This is a genomic window from Alcaligenes sp. Me129 (genome assembly GCF_050487245.1).
Classification (GTDB): domain Bacteria; phylum Pseudomonadota; class Gammaproteobacteria; order Burkholderiales; family Burkholderiaceae_B; genus Alcaligenes; species Alcaligenes phenolicus.
In genome coordinates this window covers 195,728-213,075 of sequence record NZ_JBKQGX010000005.1, presented here as the reverse complement: position 1 = coordinate 213,075, position 17,348 = coordinate 195,728, and the positions used below count along the sequence as shown (strand labels likewise).

Genomic DNA, 17,348 nt, shown 5'->3' with positions numbered 1-17,348 from the left:
AAACCGCACAAGCATACCGTACCCAGGCTTCGGGGAGAAAGCGCAAGGCCCCAGCTCAAGTGGGGGCGATTTAGCGCCAGCAATGCTAAAATAGCGCGTTTTATAAACTAATCAGGGCCGTGAGCCGTCCGCCTGTCGGAATTGTCGCGCCGCCGCCCCAATGAGCTTCTAATGGATATTGCGTCAGCCTCTGATAAAACCCTAGCCAATGCCATCCGTGCCTTGTCTATGGATGCCGTGCAACAAGCTAATTCGGGCCACCCCGGTGCGCCCATGGGCATGGCCGATATCGCCCAGGTTCTCTGGACCCGGCACCTGAAACACAACCCTGCCGACCCTGCCTGGTTTGATCGCGACCGTTTTGTGTTGTCAAACGGCCACGGTTCCATGCTGATCTACGCTTTGTTGCACCTTAGTGGCTACGACCTGCCCATGGACGAGCTGCGCAACTTCCGTCAGATGCATTCACGCACTCCCGGCCACCCTGAAGTGGGTATTACCGCGGGCGTGGAAACCACCACAGGTCCTTTGGGCCAGGGTTTGGGCAATGCTGTTGGCTTCGCATTGGCTGAAGCCTTGTTGGCGCGCGAGTTCAACCGCGAAGGCCACGATGTGGTCGACCACCTGACCTGGGTTTTCGCTGGCGACGGCTGTTTGATGGAAGGTATCTCGCACGAGGCTTGCTCCTTGGCCGGTACCTGGAAACTGTCCAAGCTGGTCGTGATGTACGACGACAACGGCATCTCCATCGACGGTAAGGTCGAGAACTGGTTTGGTGACGATACGCCCGCCCGTTTTGAAAGCTACGGCTGGAACGTGATACGCGCGGTTGACGGCCACGATGCCGCTTCGATCAATAGCGCGATTGAACAGGCTCGCCGCAACGCGAAAGAGGGCACGGGTCCTACCCTGATTTGCTGCCGTACCGTGATCGGCAAGGGTGCTCCTAACGCCGCCGGTTCCGAGAAGGTTCACGGTGCTCCACTGGGCGCTGATGAAATTGCCGCCACCCGTGCAGCACTGGACTGGAACCACGGACCGTTTGAAATTCCTCAGGAAGTCTACCAAGGTTGGGATTGCCGCGAAAAAGGCGGCGCCCAGCAAGCGGAATGGCAAAAGCGCTTTGACGCTTACAGCCAGGCTTACCCTGAACTGGCCGCAGAACTGGCTCGCCGTCTGAAAGGCGAGCTGCCTGCCGACTACAGCGCCAAAGTACAGGCCTTTATTGAAGAAACCGCTCAGAAAGCCGAAACCATTGCGTCGCGTAAAGCCTCGCAATTGGCCATTAGCGCTTTGGTCAATGTGCTGCCAGAAATGCTGGGTGGCTCGGCTGACCTGACCGGGTCGAACTTCACCGATTGGAAGGGTGCCGAAGCCGTACGTGCCCACGCCGACGGTGTGCATTTCGGTCGCCACATCAACTACGGTGTACGTGAATTCGGTATGGCCGCCATCATGAATGGTCTGGCTCTGCACGGTGGTTACCTGCCTTTTGGCGGCACCTTCCTGACTTTCTCCGACTACTCGCGCAACGCCATCCGTATGGCTGCCTTGATGAAGCAGCGTGTTGTGCACGTATTCACCCACGACTCCATCGGTCTGGGCGAAGACGGTCCGACACACCAGTCCATCGAGCACGCCAACAGCCTGCGTTTGATCCCCAACCTGCATGTCTGGCGTCCTTGCGACACCACGGAAACGGCGGTGGCCTGGGCTTGCTCGGTCGAGCGTCCTACCAGCATCGGTATGGACGTACAGGACGGTGGTCCTAGCGCCTTGCTCTTGTCGCGCCAGAATCTGCCTTTCGTCGAGCGCGATGCGCAAACCATCCAGAACATCCGTCGTGGTGGCTACGTGCTGCGTGATGCGCAAGATGCGCGCGCCATCATCATGGCAACCGGCTCCGAAGTGGGTTTGGCGCTGCAAGCACAGGAGCAACTGGCTCAGCAAGGTATTGCGACTCGTGTGGTGTCCATGCCTTGTACCAACCTGTTCGACGCGCAGGACAAGCAGTGGCGTGACCAGGTCCTGACACCCGGCATCCCGCGTGTTGCGGTTGAAGCCGGTACCACAGGTCTGTGGTTCAAGTACGTGGGCCTGGAAGGCGCTGTAGTGGGTATCGATACCTACGGCGAATCCGCCCCGGCTGGCGTCCTGTTCAAGCATTTTGGTCTGACAGCAGAGAAGGTCGCTGCGGCCGTTCAAGAAATTTTGTAATTGGAGTCTGACATGACGATTCGCGTCGCAATCAATGGTTATGGTCGTATCGGCCGCATGATCTTGCGTGCCCACTACGAGTACGGCAAAAAACACGATATCGAGATCGTGGCCATCAACGCCTCGGGCGGTGCCGAGATCAACGAACACCTGACTCGCTATGACTCCGTGCATGGCCGTTTCAACGCTGATGTGTCGCTGGATGGCGATCATCTGGTGGTCAACGGCGACCGTATCCGCCTGCTGAGCCAGCGCGATGCGCTGACCCTGCCTTGGGCTGAGCTGGGTGTGGACGTAGTGCTGGAATGTACCGGCGCTTTCACCACCAAGGAAAAGGCTGGTGAGCACATTCAAGCCGGTGCCAAGAAAGTCATCATCTCGGCCCCCGGTGGCAAGGATGTGGACGCCACGATCGTGTACGGCGTGAACCACGACATTCTGAAGAGCACCGATACCGTTATCTCCAACGCATCGTGCACCACCAACTGTCTGGCTCCCCTGGTTGCTCCCTTGCACAAGGAACTGGGTGTGGTTAGCGGTTTGATGACCACCATCCACGCTTACACCAACGACCAGGTCCTGACCGACGTGCGTCACAAGGACATGCGCCGTGCCCGTTCGGCCACCAGCAGCATGATCCCCACCAAGACCGGCGCAGCGGCTGCCGTGGGTCTGGTGCTGCCAGAGCTGAATGGCAAGCTGGACGGTTACGCCGTGCGCGTTCCCACCATCAACGTGTCCATGGTTGACCTGACTTTCGTGGCCAGCCGCAACACCAGCGTTGAAGAGGTGAATGGCATTCTGAAAGCCGCTTCGGAAGGCGCCATGAAGGGCATTCTGGATTACTGCACCGAACCTCTGGTTTCCATCGACTTCAACCACACCACCGCTTCCAGCACGGTTGATTCCCTGCTGACCAAAGTGACTGGCGGCAATATGGTCAAAGTGGCTGCCTGGTACGACAACGAATGGGCTTTCTCCATTCGTATGCTTGATAGCACCATCGCACTGATGTCGGCCAAGTAAGATCTGAATAGCAGGGGCGGGATTTCCCGCCCCTGTCACGTTAATTCCCAGAACAAAAAATCATGTCTACAAGCATCAAGACCTTGTCTGCGCTGGCCGAAACGGACGCGCTGCGAGGCAAGCGGGTATTTATCCGCTCTGATCTGAATGTCCCCCTGCAAGACGGACGTATTACCGAAGATACGCGCGTACGTGCCTCGGTGCCTGCCATTCGCATGGCGCTGGATGCCGGCGCTGCGGTGATGGTCACGTCTCACCTGGGTCGCCCTAAAGAAGGCGAGTGCCAGCCTGTGGATTCGCTGGAGCCCGTGGTGCAACGTTTGTCCGAGTTGCTGGGCATGCCCGTTGAGCTGCGTCGCAATTGGCTGGATGGCGTGCAAGTGTCGCCCGGTCAGGTGGTCTTGCTGGAGAACTGCCGCTGCAATGTGGGTGAGAAGAAGAACGATCCCGAGTTGGCTCGCAAAATGGCAGCCTTGTGTGACGTTTACGTAAACGACGCCTTCGGTACGGCTCACCGTGCTGAAGCGACTACCGAAGGTATCGCCCGCTTTGCTCCCGTGGCTTGTGCCGGTCCTTTGCTGGAAGCCGAGTTGAAGGCCTTGGGCCGTGCCCTGAACCAGCCTGCCCGTCCTCTGGTCGCGATTGTGGGTGGTGCCAAGGTGTCCACCAAACTGTCCATCCTGCGCGCTTTGGCTGAAAAGGTTGACCAACTGGTGGTCGGTGGCGGCATTGCCAATACCTTCATGATGGCTAGTGGCCTGTCCGTGGGCAAATCCCTGGTGGAAGAAAGCCAGTTGGAAGAAGCCCGTGAAGTGATCCGCATCATGAAAGAGCGCGGTGCCGAGGTGCCTATCCCTGTGGATGTGGTGTGTGCCAAGTCCTTTGCCGCTGATGCAGCGGCTGAAATCAAGGCTGCTGATCAGGTTCAGGACGATGACATGATTCTGGACGTGGGCCCGCAAACGGCTCAGCAGATCGCTGACATCATTGCCAAAGCCGGCACTGTGGTCTGGAACGGCCCTCTGGGCGTGTTCGAGTTTCCGGCGTTCGCACAAGGCACCGAAACCCTGTCGCGCGCGATTGCAGGCTCCAAGGCCTTCTCGATTGCGGGCGGTGGCGACACCCTGGCAGCGATTGCCCAGTTCAACATCGGCGAAGATGTTGACTACATCTCCACCGGCGGCGGTGCATTCCTGGAATTCCTGGAAGGCAAGCGTTTGCCAGCCGTGGCTGCGTTGGAAGACAAGGCTTAAGCCAGTCTTTGCTTCGTAAGAAAAAGCCAGTCAACGAACGTTGGCTGGCTTTTTTGTTTTTTGCCTACTTGGATAGCTCAATCTCGACCATCATTCCAAATCCCTCTTTATAGTCCTCGTGCTCTAACCAGTCTTCAGGTGTGGTCGGTGAGGGGAGGGGGGAGCTATCACCGAAGCAGTGTGCCTTAACCGCTTCTTGGGCAGCCCGAGCAAGATCCTGTAATTCATCAGCTGCTGTAAAACAGCCTGGGAAGTCGGGGAAGCGCCCGCCATAGGCGCTATGTTCATCCTTGTGCACGTGGAGTGGATAGAGCATGGGCTGCGCTTTACGCCCCATCTTTAATCAACTGTGCATACCCCTGTAGGGCGTCGGGCCAGTCCAGCTGAAAGCCGCTGTCCAGCAGTCGCTGGTTGCTCAGGCGTTTACCCCCTTCGTTGGACTGACGCCGTTCGGGGTGGGCTACTTCCAGCAGATCCGCCAGTCCGTCGTAAAGCTCAGTAATCCGGTAAGGGCGGCTGTCCGTACCTATATAGCAAGGGAAGGGCGCGGGAGTGCGCAGCAGGTGCCAGCAGGCACGCGCAGCGTCTTCAATATGCAGGCGGTTGGCCCAGTGCTCCGGGTCGTCCGGCACGGTGGCACGGCCTTCACGCAGGCGGTCCAGCAATTGGGTACGACCTGGACCGTACAAGCCGCTGGGGCGGATGACGACGGCTTGGGCCGGGATGCGGTGGTGCAGCAGTTGCTCGGCCTCCAGCAGTACCTTGCCATTGAATTGCGTGGGTTCGGTGGGCGAGTTCTCGTCCACCCATTCAGTGCTCGGCCCGTAGACGGCGCTGGACGATACAAAGACAAAGCGTTTCAGGGCTTTCAGGTCCAGCTCGTTGAGCAGGTTTTCCAGACCGTGCAGAAATACCCGCTCATAAGCAGCCTGGCTACGCTGGTCGGGAGAGACGGCGTAAAGTACGTGGGTGATTTTACGGTGCTTCAGGCGCAGGGAGGTGGGCTCGCTCAAATCAGCTTCCACCCATTCGATCCCGCTGTGATCGTCCAGGGGAACATGACGGCGCAGGCCGATCACCGGCCATTCGTGATGGCGGGCCAGCATCCCGGTGCGGGTGCCCAGATCGCCAGCGCCCGCTAAGAGCAAAGTACGTTGTCGAGAGTCCAAAGCAGCAGGTCCTTGAGTAGAATGATCTCGAGCAAAGCTCGATTGGCTGAGATAACAATAGCATTGGAGGCGGTCATGGAGTGTCGCAATTGGATTGACGGACAGCAACTTGGCGCGGAGGGCGGTGGTTTGCTACCGGTTATCGACCCCTCCACAGGCGAGACCTTCGCCCGCCTGGCGCAATCGTCCGAGGTGGATATTGATTGGGCCGTACAGGCCGCCCGACGTGCCAGCCAGGGGCCGTGGAGCCGTCTGACGGCCGCCCAACGCAGCCAGTTATTGTTGCGTTGCGCTCGAACTCTGTCTGATGCCCGAGAGGAGCTGGCGCGGCTGGAGTCTCGTGATACCGGCAAGCCTTTGCGTCAGGCCCAGTCTGATGCTGCTGCCATTGTCCGCTATTTTGAGTTCTATGCGGGCGCGGTGGACAAGCTGCATGGTCAAACTATCCCGCTGGGCTGGGAGATGACGGCGTTCACCTTGCGTGAACCCTTGGGCGTTACCGCGCACATCATCCCCTGGAATTACCCCTTGCAGATCTTCGGGCGCAGCGTAGCCGCGTCCCTGGCTGCGGGTAATACCTGCGTGGTGAAACCGGCAGAGGATGCCAGCCTGTCCTTGCTGCGCGTAGCCGAGTTGTTGCACGAAGCGGGTTTGCCAGCGGGAGTGCTGAATATCTGCACGGGGCTGGGTAGTGAAGCCGGGCAGGCTCTGTCTGCTCATCCGGATATCAATCACATTTCCTTTACTGGCTCTCCCGGCACAGGCCGTCAGGTGGCCTTGCAAGCAGCGCAGAATTTTGTGCCGGTCACCTTGGAGCTGGGCGGCAAGTCTCCACAAATCGTGTTCTCGGATGCGGATCTGGATGCCGCTTTGCCGGTCGTGGTCAATGCGATTGTGCAGAACGCAGGGCAGACCTGCTCGGCAGGGAGTCGAGTGCTGATTCAGCGCGCTATTTATGGCGACTTTACCGAGCGTCTGGCCGAAGCCTTCAAGGCGCTGCTGACCGGGGCGGCCAGCGACAATCTGGATTGCGGTCCCCTGATCAGCGCGCAGCAGCAAGCGCGGGTGCGTTCCTATCTGGAAAATCTGGACCAGGATGGCATTGTGGTGCTGGCGCAAGGCAAGCTGGACTCCAAGGCCCCGGCAGGCGGCTTTTACCAAGTGCCGGTTTTATTGGGCCATGTGCCTGTTGAGCATCGTCTGGCCCAGGAGGAAATTTTCGGTCCTGTTCTGGTGGCCCAGCCCTTCGGTACAGAGGAAGAAGCCATCGCCATGGCCAATGGCACGCCTTACAGTCTGGTGGCCGGGGTCTGGACCCGCGACGGGGCTCGTCAAGTGCGTATGGCCCGGCAACTGCGAGCCGGGCAGGTCTTTGTGAATAATTACGGTGCGGCAGGTGGGGTGGAACTGCCTTTTGGTGGAACCGGCCAGTCCGGCATAGGCCGCGAGAAGGGCTTTGAAGCCTTGTACGCCCTGACTTCCCTGAAAACGGTTGCGCTACGTCATGCGGCCAGCTGATCGTAGGGGCATTTAGGGGTTAGCGCGGCTGTGGCGGTTCCGGTTTTCTGGCAGCATGGCAGCTGAACGCTAAACAGGTTTCACCGATGGCGGCGCAATGCCGCCATTTCTATATAAAAAGCAGAAGGAGACAAACATGCGATTGCAAGACAAAGTGGCTATCGTGACGGGCGGTGCATCGGGTTTTGGCCTGGGCATTGCACAGCGCTTTGCACGCGAAGGAGCGCGTGTACTGATTGCCGACCTGAATGCAGAGCAAGGGCAGGCCGCAGCGGCCCAGATTCAGGCACAGGGTGGTCAGGCCATTTTTGCCGCTTGCGATGTCTCGCAAGGGGACGAAGTTCATGCCCTGTTGGATATTGCCCTGCGCGAATGCGGTGGGCTGCATATTGTGGTGAACAATGCGGGCACCACGCATCGCAATAAACCGTTGCTGGAGGTCAGCGAAAGCGAGTTCGATCTGGTCTATGCCGTCAACGTGAAAAGCATTTACTGGACCGCCAAACACTTTGTGCCGTATCTGCGCGCCCAGGGCTCGGGTTCTTTCATCAATATTGCGTCTACCGCCGCCTTGCGTCCGCGCCCCGGACTGGTCTGGTACAACGGCACCAAGGGCGCGGTGGTAACGATCAGCAAGGGTATGGCGGCCGAGTTGGGGCCGGATAATATCCGGGTGAATTGTATTAATCCGGTGATTGGTGACACGGCGTTGCTGGAACAGTTCATGGGCATGCCCGATACGCCGGAAAACCGCAGCCGTTTCTTGGCGGGAATTCCGCTGGGACGTTTTTGCACACCCAAGGACGTGGCAGCGGCAGCGCTGTATCTGGCCTCGGACGAGGCCGAGTTCATTACAGGCACTTGCATCGAAGTAGACGGCGGCCGTTGTATTTAAGCCCCACTGCGATTCGTTACAATCGTGCTATTGGCAGGCCCGTTCAGGGCCTGTAGTTTATTTCGCTTCCAAGGAAAAGCATGACATTCAATCGACAGTCTCCCCGCGAGCATCCGGATCAATTGCGTATCGGCTTGGTGTCGGTTTCAGATCGCGCCTCCAGCGGACAGTACCAGGATCAAGGCATACCGGCGCTGCGCAGCTGGCTGGACTCCGCCTTGACGGTAGCGCCTGCCTATCTGGAACGGCTGATTCCCGACGAGCGTGCCCAGATTACCGACACCCTGGTCGACTTGGTGGAAGCGGGTTGCGACCTGATTTTGACTACCGGTGGCACTGGTCCGGCGCGTCGCGACGTGACGCCGGAGGCCACTCTGGACGCTGGAACGCGCGAAATGCCCGGTTTCGGTGAACAGATGCGTCAAATCAGTTTAAAATTCGTACCAACAGCGATTTTGTCGCGGCAAGTTGCGGTCATCCGAGAAATTCAGGACCACGCTGCTCTGATTATCAATCTGCCTGGGCAGCCCAAAGCCATTCAGGAAACTCTGGAAGGATTACGGGATTCAGAAACCGGACAAGTATTGGTGCCGGGTATTTTTGCAGCAGTCCCGTATTGCATCGACCTGATTGGTGGACCTTACGCACAAACTCACGAGCATGTGGTCAATGCGTTCCGCCCCAAGTCGGCGCGTCGGACCGCCAGTTAATACGCTTACAAACAATCGGCTGTGCACGGAACCGTGCCCGGCCAAGTTTTTCAATTATTTTAGTCTTCAGGAGGTCTTCTCATGGCCCTAGTTTCCATGCGCCAGCTGCTCGATCACGCGGCCGAGCACGGTTATGGTATTCCAGCGTTCAACGTCAATAACCTGGAGCAGGTCCAGGCCATTATGGAAGCCGCCTCGGAGACGGATAGCCCCGTCATCATGCAGGCATCGGCCGGCGCCCGTAAATACGCAGGCGAAGCGTTTCTGCGTCACCTGATCGAAGCTGCTGTCGAGTCCTACCCCAACATCCCTGTGGTGATGCACCAGGACCACGGCCAGTCCCCCGAGATTTGCAAAGGCGCCATCGAACTGGGTTTCTCCAGTGTGATGATGGACGGCTCTTTGCTGCCCGACGGCAAGACCATTGCCGATTTTGAATACAACGTGGAAGTTACCCGCAAAGTGGTCGAAATGGCTCACAAGCTGGGCGTGACCGTTGAGGGCGAACTGGGCTGCCTGGGTTCCCTGGAAACCATGCAGGGCGACAAGGAAGACGGTCACGGTGCTGACGGCGTTCTGACTCTGGACCAGTTGTTGACCGACCCCGAGCAGGCTGCTGAGTTTGTGACACGCACTCAACTGGATGCACTGGCCATCGCCATCGGTACCAGCCACGGTGCTTACAAGTTCACCCGCAAGCCTACCGGCGACATTTTGTCCATCGAGCGCGTGAAAGAAATTCACCGTCGTTTGCCCAACACTCACCTGGTCATGCACGGCAGCTCCAGCGTGCCTCAGGAACTGCTGGCTGAAATCCGCCAGTTCGGTGGCAACATGAAAGAAACCTACGGCGTGCCTGTGGAAGAAATTCAGGAAGCCATCAAGTACGGTGTGCGCAAGGTCAATATCGACACCGATATCCGTTTGGCCATGACCGCTGCCATCCGTCGTTTCCTGTTCGAAAACCCGGAGAAATTCGACCCACGCGAATACCTGAAACCTGCTCGCGAAGCCGCCAAGAAAGTGTGCGTGGCCCGCTACCAGCAGTTTGGTGCCGCCGGTCAGGCCTCCAAGATCAAGGCCATTCCTTTGCAGGAAATCGCCCGCCAGTACAGCACCGGCGAGTTGTCCCAGATCGTTCAGTAATTTTGTCAGGCGGAGCAGGAGTGGGCAGCACGACTGCCCGCCCCGGTCTCCGCGTCTTTGCCCGGTGCCGCAGGCGCCGGGATTGTCGTCCCGCCTGCATCCATAGTCAGCGGGATGTTTTCGTTTTAAGGATGAAATCGTGCAAGAGCCCTTACATCAATCCAGCCTGAGCTCCCTGCCGCTACTCGCGCGCGGCAAAGTTCGGGACATGTATGCGGTGGGTGAGGACAAGTTGTTGATTGTGGCCAGTGATCGCATTTCGGCATTCGATGTGATTCTGGACGACCCCATTCCCGGCAAGGGCGCTGTCTTGACGCAGATGACCGAGTTCTGGCTGAACAAGCTGGCGCACATCATCCCTAATCACACCACTGGCGTGAACCCGGTTGATGTGGTGGCGCCTGAAGAGCGCGCCCAAGTGGAAGGCCGCTCCATGGTGGTCAAGCGCTTGAAGCCCATCATGGTGGAAGCCGTGGCTCGTGGTTATCTGATCGGTTCGGGCTGGAAAGACTACCAGGCTACCGGCGCGGTATGTGGCATCACCTTGCCTGCTGGCCTGAAGCAAGCGGCCAAGCTGCCTCATGTGCTGTTTACGCCGGCTGCCAAAGCCGAAATGGGCTCGCACGACGAGAACGTGGATTTCGCCCACGTGGTCAAGGAAGTGGGTCAGGAACTGGCCGAGCAAATCCGTGATGTGACCTTGCGTTTGTACACCGAAGCTGCTGACTACGCGGCCAGCCGTGGCATTCTGATTGCCGATACCAAATTTGAATTTGGCCTGGACGATCAAGGCCAGCTGCATTTGATGGACGAAGTGCTGACCCCGGATTCCTCGCGTTTCTGGCCAGCCGACAGTTATGCCGAAGGCATCAGCCCACCGTCTTACGACAAGCAATTTGTGCGCGATTGGCTGGAAACCCAGGTTTGGGACAAGACGCCACCCGCTCCTCGCTTGCCTGCTGAGGTGGCCGAGCGTACGGCTGACAAATACCGTGAAGCCCTGGAACGCCTGACAGCGTGAACGGTTTACAGCCCGGACAGGTGCTCGCCGTAAACGAGCTGCCTGCTCGTCCTTCGCAGGGTGCCAAGCGGCTGCATGTCCTTGGACGACTTTGCCACAGCGAGCCGGGCTTTGGGGGAGGGCGATGGGCAGAGCAAAGTCTGCCTCGCCGGAAAACCCATCGTTGGATGGACCCTGCTGTTTTTCTATTTACCAAGGCGCCTGGCAGCATGGCGCCTTCTTCCTTTTAGGGCGTATCTCTAATGAGCGTACAAACTCCTGCGGTCCCCACAGTGGGCATTGTGATGGGTTCCTCCAGCGACTGGGATGTCATGAGCCAGGCTGTGGCCATTCTGGACGAATTTGGCGTGTCCTATGAGTGCCGTGTGGTCTCTGCCCACCGCATGCCGATTGATATGGTGGACTATGGTGCCCAGGCTCCGGCCCGTGGCCTGAAAGCCATTATTGCCGGTGCAGGCGGCGCGGCTCACTTGCCCGGCATGCTGGCTGCCCTGACGCACTTGCCCGTGTTTGGCGTACCTGTACCTTCGCGCTACCTGCGCGGTGAAGATTCCCTGCTGTCGATTGTGCAAATGCCCAAGGGCGTGCCGGTTGCTACCTTTGCCATTGGCGAGGCTGGTGCCGCCAATGCCGCGCTGCACGTGATTGCCAATCTGGCGGTCAACGATGCTGTGCTGACTGAAAAACTGATTGCGTACCGTGCCCGCCAGACCGAGGCCGCCCGAGCTATGCGTGTTCCTCCTGCTACTGCCTGATTTTATTTTGTGATGATGACCCCCATGACTGATGCTGCCCTTCTGGTCCCTGGCTCCTGGCTGGGCATGATTGGAGGCGGCCAACTGGGCCGCATGTTCTGCCATAGTGCCCAAAGCCTGGGCTACAAGGTGGCTGTGCTGGACCCGGACACCCATAGCCCTGCGGGTGCAGTGGCGGATCTGCATATCTGTGCGGCCTACGATGACGCCCAAGCGCTTGCCCGTCTGGGGGACTTGTGCCAAGCCGTCAGTACCGAGTTCGAGAACGTACCAGCGCAGTCCTTGCTGACCTTGGCCAAGCACACACGAGTCACACCGTCCGGTGATGCCGTAGGCATTGTGCAGGATCGTATTCGTGAAAAAGCCTTTATCGCGCAGGCCGGTGTGCCGGTGGCTCCTTATGCGGCCATCGAAAGCCTGGACGATTTGCAGGCCGCTGACAGCGCCTTGTTCCCCGGCATTTTGAAGACTGCGCGTTTTGGTTACGACGGCAAGGGTCAGGCACGTGTGGCAGACCGTGAACAGGCTCTGGCTGCCTTCAAGGAGTTCGGTTCCCAGGCCTGTGTGCTGGAAGCCCTGCAACCCTTGAAATCTGAAATTTCGGTTGTCCTGGCCCGTGGCCTGGACGATCAGGTCAAAACCTTCCCATGTGCCCGTAATGAGCACCGTGACGGCATTTTGGCCGTGTCCACCATCAGCGCCCAGTTTCAGGATGATGCCTTGTCCGAGCAGGCCCGTCAGGCGGCTGCCGCTATCGCCCGTACGCTGGACTACGTGGGTGTCTTGTGTGTGGAGTTCTTCATTCTGGAAGATGGCCGTGTGCTGGCCAATGAAGTGGCTCCCCGTCCGCACAATAGCGGTCACTACACCATGAACGCCTGCGTCACCAGCCAGTTTGAACAGCAAGCCCGCGTGATGGCAGCCTTGCCTTTGGGTGATACCAGCGCTTTGTGTCCTTCCATGATGCTCAACATCCTGGGCGATATCTGGTTTGATGAACAGGGCCAGATGCGTGAACCTGATTGGGCTGCCTTGCTGGCTGTGCCTGGCGTGTCCTTGCACCTGTACGGCAAGGCCGAGGCCCGTGTTGGCCGCAAGATGGGTCACGTCAATATTGTGGGCGAGTCGGATCAGCAAGTGCGTGAACGCACTGCCCGAGCCGCCGCTGCCTTGCGTATCGCGTTTGATCATGAGTGATTCCACCCGTAGCCCTTCCGAGCAGCAGATAGAGCAAGCCGCCCGTGTGCTGGCACAAGGGGGGCTGGTGGCCTTTCCAACCGAGACAGTCTACGGTCTGGGCGCGGATGCAGAAAACCCGGCGGCGGTGCAACTGATTTACAAAGCCAAGGGCCGCCCTGCGAATCATCCCTTGATTGTGCATGTGGCCCCCGGTGCTGACTTGCGCTATTGGGTGACGGATATTCCGCCCGTGGCGCAGCAATTGATTGATGTCTTCTGGCCCGGTCCTTTGACGCTGATCTTGCCGCGCAATCCGGCTATTCCGGATACGGTCAGTGGTGGCCAAAGCAGCATTGGTATTCGTTGTCCTTCCCATCCGGTGGCACAGGCTTTGCTCAAGCGCATGGCAGAACTCAAGCCCAGCGGACAGGCAGGAGTAGCAGCACCTTCGGCCAACAAGTTTGGTCAGGTATCGCCTACGGCTGCCAGCCATGTACGCGATGAATTCGCGGACATGGGTGCAGAGGAACTGCTGATTGTGGAAGCGGGCCCGTCGGAAGTGGGCATCGAGTCCACCATTGTGGACGTGTCGCGTACTCATCAAGGTGTGGGTGCCGTGCTTTTGCGGCCTGGCCACATTAGCGCCGCCATGATTGCCGAGGTCATCGGCTACGAACCCGCCAGCCCGGATCAACAAGCCCCACAGGTTTCGGGCAGCTTGAAAGCGCACTATGCGCCGCGTACCCCTTTATCTTTGTTTGATGAAGACAGCGCGGCTGCGGTGCAGGCTGCTTTGAGCCAGGGGGGCAAGCAGGCCATTGTCGCTTTTGCCTCCTTGCCGCCATTTTCGGCGGAGGTGCACGACTGGTATGTGTGCAGCCCGGATGCGCAGCTTTATGCACAGGACTTGTACGCCATGTTGCGTCGTCTGGACCAAGGCCAGTACCAACATATTTGGGTGCAGCGTTGCCCGGATACGCCGGACTGGCAGGCGGTCAATGACCGCCTGGGCCGAGCAGCAGCAGCCTTTGAATAAGTCTGCTGTTTAGTAGTGCGTGTGTGCTTTAAGGGCTGAGCTTAGGGACTGAGTGAGTTCGCTACTTAGCGGGCTGTTCGTTTCAGAAAGTCCACAATCGCCTGGTTCACCTGCGCTTCCTTATCCCGGTAGGGCAGGTGACCGCATTGCTCCAGTTCCAGCAGCTCGGTGTGGGGCACCAGCTCCTTGATGCGGCGAATCTGTTCCAGCGTGCCGTATTCATCATCCACGCCCTGAATCGCCAGAATCGGGCAGGTGATACGGCTGACCTCTTGTTCAATATTCCAGTCGCGGAATCGGGGATCGGTCCAGGTGGCGTTCCAGCCCCAGAAAGCGGATTCCACATCATCGTGATAGCGGCCCAGACGTTCGCGTAAAAAGCCTTGCTCGTAGGCTTCGCGGGCAACCAGAATGCCGCGCAGGGAAATGTCTTCCACGAACAGGTGCGGGGCCATCACTACAATGCCTTGCAGCTTGTCGCTAAAGCCACTGGCCGCCAGCAGGGCAATCGAGCCACCATCGCTGTGGCCGACCAGCACAATCGGGCGCTTCTTGCCGTCTTCGCCCAGTTGCTCCAGTAGTTGAGGCAGCACGTCCAGCGACTGCTCATGCAGGTAGTCGGGCTCTTTGGGGCGATTGTCCGGGCGAGGGGTGCTGCGGCCATAGCCATAGCGGGAATACATCAGGCCGCTACAGCCGGTTTGTTCGCACAGTTGTGCCGGCCAGTCTTTCCACATGGCAATCGAGCCCAGACCTTCGTGCAGGAACACCAGCAAAGGGGCGGTTTCCCGTTCGGGGGCAATGCGTTGATATTCCAGCTGGATGGCTTGTGAGCCCTGAGTCAGGCTCGCAAATTGCAAAGATGAATCGAGTGTTGTCATAGCCTTGGTTGTGCATAGCCCCGAACAAACCGGGCGCTCAGGTAATTAGTAATCAGGAAACTCTCTTTATGCCATAGATTGGTATAAGACGCACAGGCTGGCTTCTCCTGATACCGGATGTGGACAGTTTGCTGCGGTTTGTGGCGCAGTAGGGGTAGGGGCTGCAAATTCTGGCAGAGATGGTAGAGTGGCGATCTCGATCTTTTTTGCCGCCGGGCCGTCCCAAGGTGAAAGCTCCCCCTTGGGGCAGCAAGCCGAAGGTGTAGCGTGGGGGCTTTTTTTTGTCGCCGGGCCGCCCCAAGGCAAAAACTCCCCCTCGGGGGGCAGCAAGCCGAAGGTGCAGCGTGGGGGCTTTTTTTGTCGCCGGGCCGCCCCAAGGCAAAACCTCCCCCTCGGGGGGCAGCAAGCCGAAGGCGCAGCGTGGGGGCTTTTTTCGTTGTACAACAACATGAAATTTGCTGAATTTGAAGTGGGTATGGTCATCAAGCACCCACTTGTCCCTGTGACTCGCGAAGAAATGCTGGAATTTGCCCAGAAATACGATCCGCAGTCCTTTCATATTGACGACAAGCAGGCCGAAGAGGGCCATTGGGGCGGTTTGATCGCCAGCGGCTGGCTCACTTGCGGCAAAACCATGCGCATGGCCGTGGATTCTGCCTTGCACGATTCCGAGTCCTTTGGTTCGCCCGGTCTGGAGCGTCTGCGCTGGGTTTTGCCTGTGCGGGCCGGTGATTCAATCCGTCTGGAGGCCACGGTGGCGTCCAAGCGTGTGTCCAGCAGCCGTTCAGATCTGGGTATCATTCGCTGGAATTGGAATGTGTTCAATCAGCGTGATGAGCTGGTGCTGGAAATGGAATCGACCAGCATGTTTGAGTTGAAGTCCGAACAAGAATAAAAAGACCGCCACCGCATAGTTTTGGTTTACCAACTTTCCAGCGGCCACTTTGATCTTGAGACGGCCCTGCGACTGGAAAGAACCTTCATTCCAGGCTTTTTGCCCGCTGCTTATGAAGGGATACTGTTTACCTCGAGTCTCTCGGTAGTAAAAACCGTAAATGCAGACGGGAGAGAAGTCCCCTTACGGCATGTAATTCACCAGTTTGTTCCGGTTGAAACGGACAAGGGCAAAGCCTTTGGCTTTGCCCTGTTTGGTTTGCTTTAGAAGAAAGCCTGAATCCCGGTTTGTGCGCGTCCCAGAATCAGGGCATGTACGTCGTGGGTGCCTTCGTAGGTGTTCACCACTTCCAGATTGACCAGGTGGCGAGCAATACCGAACTCGTCAGAGATACCATTACCTCCCAGCATGTCGCGTGCCAGTCGGGCAATATCCAGTGCCTTGCCGCAGGAGTTGCGCTTCATGATGGAGGTGATTTCGACCGCCGCTGTGCCTTCGTCTTTCATGCGTCCCAGACGCAGGCAGCCTTGCAGCGCCAGTGTAATTTCGGTCTGCATATCAGCCAGTTTTTTCTGGATCAGTTGATTGGCCGCCAAGGGGCGACCAAACTGCTTGCGGTCCAGGGTGTACTGGCGGGCGGTATGCCAGCAGGATTCGGCGGCGCCCAAGGCACCCCAGGCAATCCCGAAGCGGGCCGAGTTCAGGCAGGTGAAAGGGCCACGCAAACCCGAGACATGGGGCAGCATCTGGCTGTCTGCAATCTCCACATCGGCCATGACGATTTCGCCGGTCAGGGAAGCACGCAAGCCTACTTTGCCGTGAATGGCCGGGGTGGACAGACCTTTCATGCCTTTTTCCAGAATGAAGCCGCGGATCTTGCCGTCGTCGTCACCACCCACGACTTTGGCCCAGACCACCAGCACATCGGCGATGGGGGAGTTGGTAATCCAGGTCTTGTTGCCGCTCAGACGATAGCCACCGTCCACTTTTACAGCGCGGCTTTCCATGGCGCCGGGGTCCGAGCCATGATTGGGTTCAGTCAGGCCAAAGCAGCCAATCCATTGGCCGCTGGCCAGCTTGGGCAGATATTTCTGTTTTTGTTCTTCGCTGCCAAATTCAAAAATCGGCACCATGACCAGAGAGGATTGCACGCTCATCATGGAGCGGTAGCCTGAATCCACACGCTCCACTTCGCGGGCGATCAAACCATAACTGACGTAGTTCAGACCAGCGCCGCCATAGGCTTCGGGAATGGTGGCCCCCAACAGGCCCAGCGAGCCCATCTCGGCAAAGATGGCGGGGTCAGTCTGTTCGTGGCGAAAGGCCTCCAGTACGCGTGGCAGCAGCTTTTCCTGTGCATAGGCGTGGGCGGCATCGCGCACCATGCGCTCTTCATCGCTCAACTGCTGATTCAACAGCAGGGGGTCGTCCCAATGGAAAGAGGGATTGGCAGACATAGAGGTACTCCGGGAAGATCAAAGAGGGTCAGTCAGGTGGAGCCTGGATGGGCGCCATCAGTCTGGAAAATAGAAAAGAGCTGCTTAAGTATCGCTGACAGTCGCCACTATGAGCAGCAAGCGCATCATCAGGTGGCTGTGGATCAGCGAGATCAATATAAAGTCTCAGCATAGTGTGCATAAAGCGCAC

Annotated in this window: 16 protein-coding genes; 12 read left to right on the top strand and 4 right to left on the bottom strand. The window is 58.3% G+C overall.

The annotated features are described in order from the left end of the window. Positions 1–171: 171 nt before the first annotated feature. The 3 genes from tkt (at position 172) to ACLPGZ_RS07725 (ending at position 4,496) form a co-directional block, all read left to right on the top strand. On the top strand, positions 172–2,217 hold the full coding sequence (gene tkt / locus ACLPGZ_RS07735) for a transketolase (protein ID WP_203145076.1): 2,046 nt from the start codon (positions 172–174) through the stop codon (positions 2,215–2,217). A 12-nt stretch (positions 2,218–2,229) separates the two neighbouring features. Further along, positions 2,230–3,243 (top strand): type I glyceraldehyde-3-phosphate dehydrogenase, encoded by a 1,014-nt coding sequence (gene gap / locus ACLPGZ_RS07730; RefSeq protein ID WP_009455139.1) that lies wholly within the window; start codon positions 2,230–2,232, stop codon positions 3,241–3,243. Positions 3,244–3,305: 62 nt separating this feature from the next. Further along, a complete protein-coding gene (locus ACLPGZ_RS07725) occupies positions 3,306–4,496 on the top strand; it encodes a phosphoglycerate kinase (RefSeq protein ID WP_022983435.1) in 1,191 nt (396 codons plus the stop codon). Between the two features lie 64 nt (positions 4,497–4,560). Here the strand turns inward: ACLPGZ_RS07725 and ACLPGZ_RS07720 are convergent, their stop codons facing one another. Further along, the gene (locus tag ACLPGZ_RS07720) at positions 4,561–4,812 is read right to left on the bottom strand and encodes a type II toxin-antitoxin system HicB family antitoxin (protein ID WP_239055157.1); all 252 of its coding nucleotides are present in this window, start codon (positions 4,810–4,812) and stop codon (positions 4,561–4,563) included. Positions 4,813–4,822: 10 nt separating this feature from the next. After that, positions 4,823–5,665 carry an NAD-dependent epimerase/dehydratase family protein gene (locus tag ACLPGZ_RS07715; protein WP_052159345.1) on the bottom strand — a complete coding sequence of 281 codons (843 nt, stop codon included), beginning with the start codon at positions 5,663–5,665 and terminating at the stop codon, positions 4,823–4,825. Positions 5,666–5,740: 75 nt separating this feature from the next. On the opposite strand from ACLPGZ_RS07715, the gene ACLPGZ_RS07710 reads away from it, so the two are divergent. The 8 genes from ACLPGZ_RS07710 (at position 5,741) to ACLPGZ_RS07675 (ending at position 13,925) form a co-directional block, all read left to right on the top strand. Further along, entirely contained in the window at positions 5,741–7,183 is a 1,443-nt protein-coding gene (locus tag ACLPGZ_RS07710; RefSeq protein WP_083054125.1) for an aldehyde dehydrogenase family protein, read from the top strand. A gap of 136 nt (positions 7,184–7,319) precedes the next feature. Further along, entirely contained in the window at positions 7,320–8,078 is a 759-nt protein-coding gene (locus tag ACLPGZ_RS07705; protein WP_009455130.1) for an SDR family oxidoreductase, read from the top strand. An 80-nt stretch (positions 8,079–8,158) separates the two neighbouring features. Further along, positions 8,159–8,788, top strand: coding sequence for a molybdopterin adenylyltransferase (gene mog / locus ACLPGZ_RS07700; RefSeq protein ID WP_052159344.1), 630 nt, complete (start codon positions 8,159–8,161; stop codon positions 8,786–8,788). Between the two features lie 81 nt (positions 8,789–8,869). Then, complete coding sequence (fba, locus tag ACLPGZ_RS07695; protein ID WP_009455128.1) at positions 8,870–9,934, top strand: class II fructose-bisphosphate aldolase; 1,065 nt, start codon at positions 8,870–8,872, stop codon at positions 9,932–9,934. A gap of 139 nt (positions 9,935–10,073) precedes the next feature. Continuing rightward, positions 10,074–10,955 (top strand): phosphoribosylaminoimidazolesuccinocarboxamide synthase, encoded by an 882-nt coding sequence (locus ACLPGZ_RS07690; protein ID WP_009455127.1) that lies wholly within the window; start codon positions 10,074–10,076, stop codon positions 10,953–10,955. A gap of 242 nt (positions 10,956–11,197) precedes the next feature. Then, the gene (gene purE, locus ACLPGZ_RS07685) at positions 11,198–11,710 is read left to right on the top strand and encodes a 5-(carboxyamino)imidazole ribonucleotide mutase (RefSeq protein WP_226348940.1); all 513 of its coding nucleotides are present in this window, start codon (positions 11,198–11,200) and stop codon (positions 11,708–11,710) included. Positions 11,711–11,725: 15 nt separating this feature from the next. After that, complete coding sequence (locus ACLPGZ_RS07680; protein ID WP_428993904.1) at positions 11,726–12,907, top strand: 5-(carboxyamino)imidazole ribonucleotide synthase; 1,182 nt, start codon at positions 11,726–11,728, stop codon at positions 12,905–12,907. Continuing rightward, a complete protein-coding gene (locus ACLPGZ_RS07675) occupies positions 12,900–13,925 on the top strand; it encodes an L-threonylcarbamoyladenylate synthase (RefSeq protein ID WP_239055159.1) in 1,026 nt (341 codons plus the stop codon). Before ACLPGZ_RS07680 ends, ACLPGZ_RS07675 begins: the two co-directional genes overlap by 8 nt. Before the next feature lie 65 nt (positions 13,926–13,990). Here the strand turns inward: ACLPGZ_RS07675 and ACLPGZ_RS07670 are convergent, their stop codons facing one another. Next, entirely contained in the window at positions 13,991–14,806 is an 816-nt protein-coding gene (locus ACLPGZ_RS07670) for an alpha/beta fold hydrolase (protein WP_060185596.1), read from the bottom strand. A 448-nt stretch (positions 14,807–15,254) separates the two neighbouring features. Here ACLPGZ_RS07670 and ACLPGZ_RS07665 point away from each other — a divergent pair, with 448 nt between their 5' ends. After that, positions 15,255–15,701, top strand: coding sequence for a MaoC family dehydratase (locus ACLPGZ_RS07665; RefSeq protein ID WP_035271462.1), 447 nt, complete (start codon positions 15,255–15,257; stop codon positions 15,699–15,701). Between the two features lie 263 nt (positions 15,702–15,964). On the opposite strand, the gene ACLPGZ_RS07660 is transcribed toward ACLPGZ_RS07665, so the two are convergent. Then, the gene (locus ACLPGZ_RS07660; RefSeq protein WP_022983442.1) at positions 15,965–17,158 is read right to left on the bottom strand and encodes an acyl-CoA dehydrogenase; all 1,194 of its coding nucleotides are present in this window, start codon (positions 17,156–17,158) and stop codon (positions 15,965–15,967) included. Positions 17,159–17,348: the final 190 nt, after the last annotated feature.

What these genes read in the sequence shown, in the direction of transcription:
- tkt (WP_203145076.1), top strand. Translation starts at nt 172, where the DNA reads ATGGATATTGCGTCAGCCTCTGATAAAACCCTAGCCAATGCCATCCGT.
- gap (WP_009455139.1), top strand. Translation starts at nt 2,230, where the DNA reads ATGACGATTCGCGTCGCAATCAATGGTTATGGTCGTATCGGCCGCATG.
- ACLPGZ_RS07725 (WP_022983435.1), top strand. Translation starts at nt 3,306, where the DNA reads ATGTCTACAAGCATCAAGACCTTGTCTGCGCTGGCCGAAACGGACGCG.
- ACLPGZ_RS07720 (WP_239055157.1), bottom strand. Translation starts at nt 4,812, where the DNA reads ATGCTCTATCCACTCCACGTGCACAAGGATGAACATAGCGCCTATGGC.
- ACLPGZ_RS07710 (WP_083054125.1), top strand. Translation starts at nt 5,741, where the DNA reads ATGGAGTGTCGCAATTGGATTGACGGACAGCAACTTGGCGCGGAGGGC.
- ACLPGZ_RS07705 (WP_009455130.1), top strand. Translation starts at nt 7,320, where the DNA reads ATGCGATTGCAAGACAAAGTGGCTATCGTGACGGGCGGTGCATCGGGT.
- mog (WP_052159344.1), top strand. Translation starts at nt 8,159, where the DNA reads ATGACATTCAATCGACAGTCTCCCCGCGAGCATCCGGATCAATTGCGT.
- fba (WP_009455128.1), top strand. Translation starts at nt 8,870, where the DNA reads ATGGCCCTAGTTTCCATGCGCCAGCTGCTCGATCACGCGGCCGAGCAC.
- purE (WP_226348940.1), top strand. Translation starts at nt 11,198, where the DNA reads ATGAGCGTACAAACTCCTGCGGTCCCCACAGTGGGCATTGTGATGGGT.
- ACLPGZ_RS07680 (WP_428993904.1), top strand. Translation starts at nt 11,726, where the DNA reads ATGACCCCCATGACTGATGCTGCCCTTCTGGTCCCTGGCTCCTGGCTG.
- ACLPGZ_RS07675 (WP_239055159.1), top strand. Translation starts at nt 12,900, where the DNA reads ATGAGTGATTCCACCCGTAGCCCTTCCGAGCAGCAGATAGAGCAAGCC.
- ACLPGZ_RS07670 (WP_060185596.1), bottom strand. Translation starts at nt 14,806, where the DNA reads ATGACAACACTCGATTCATCTTTGCAATTTGCGAGCCTGACTCAGGGC.
- ACLPGZ_RS07665 (WP_035271462.1), top strand. Translation starts at nt 15,255, where the DNA reads ATGAAATTTGCTGAATTTGAAGTGGGTATGGTCATCAAGCACCCACTT.
- ACLPGZ_RS07660 (WP_022983442.1), bottom strand. Translation starts at nt 17,158, where the DNA reads ATGTCTGCCAATCCCTCTTTCCATTGGGACGACCCCCTGCTGTTGAAT.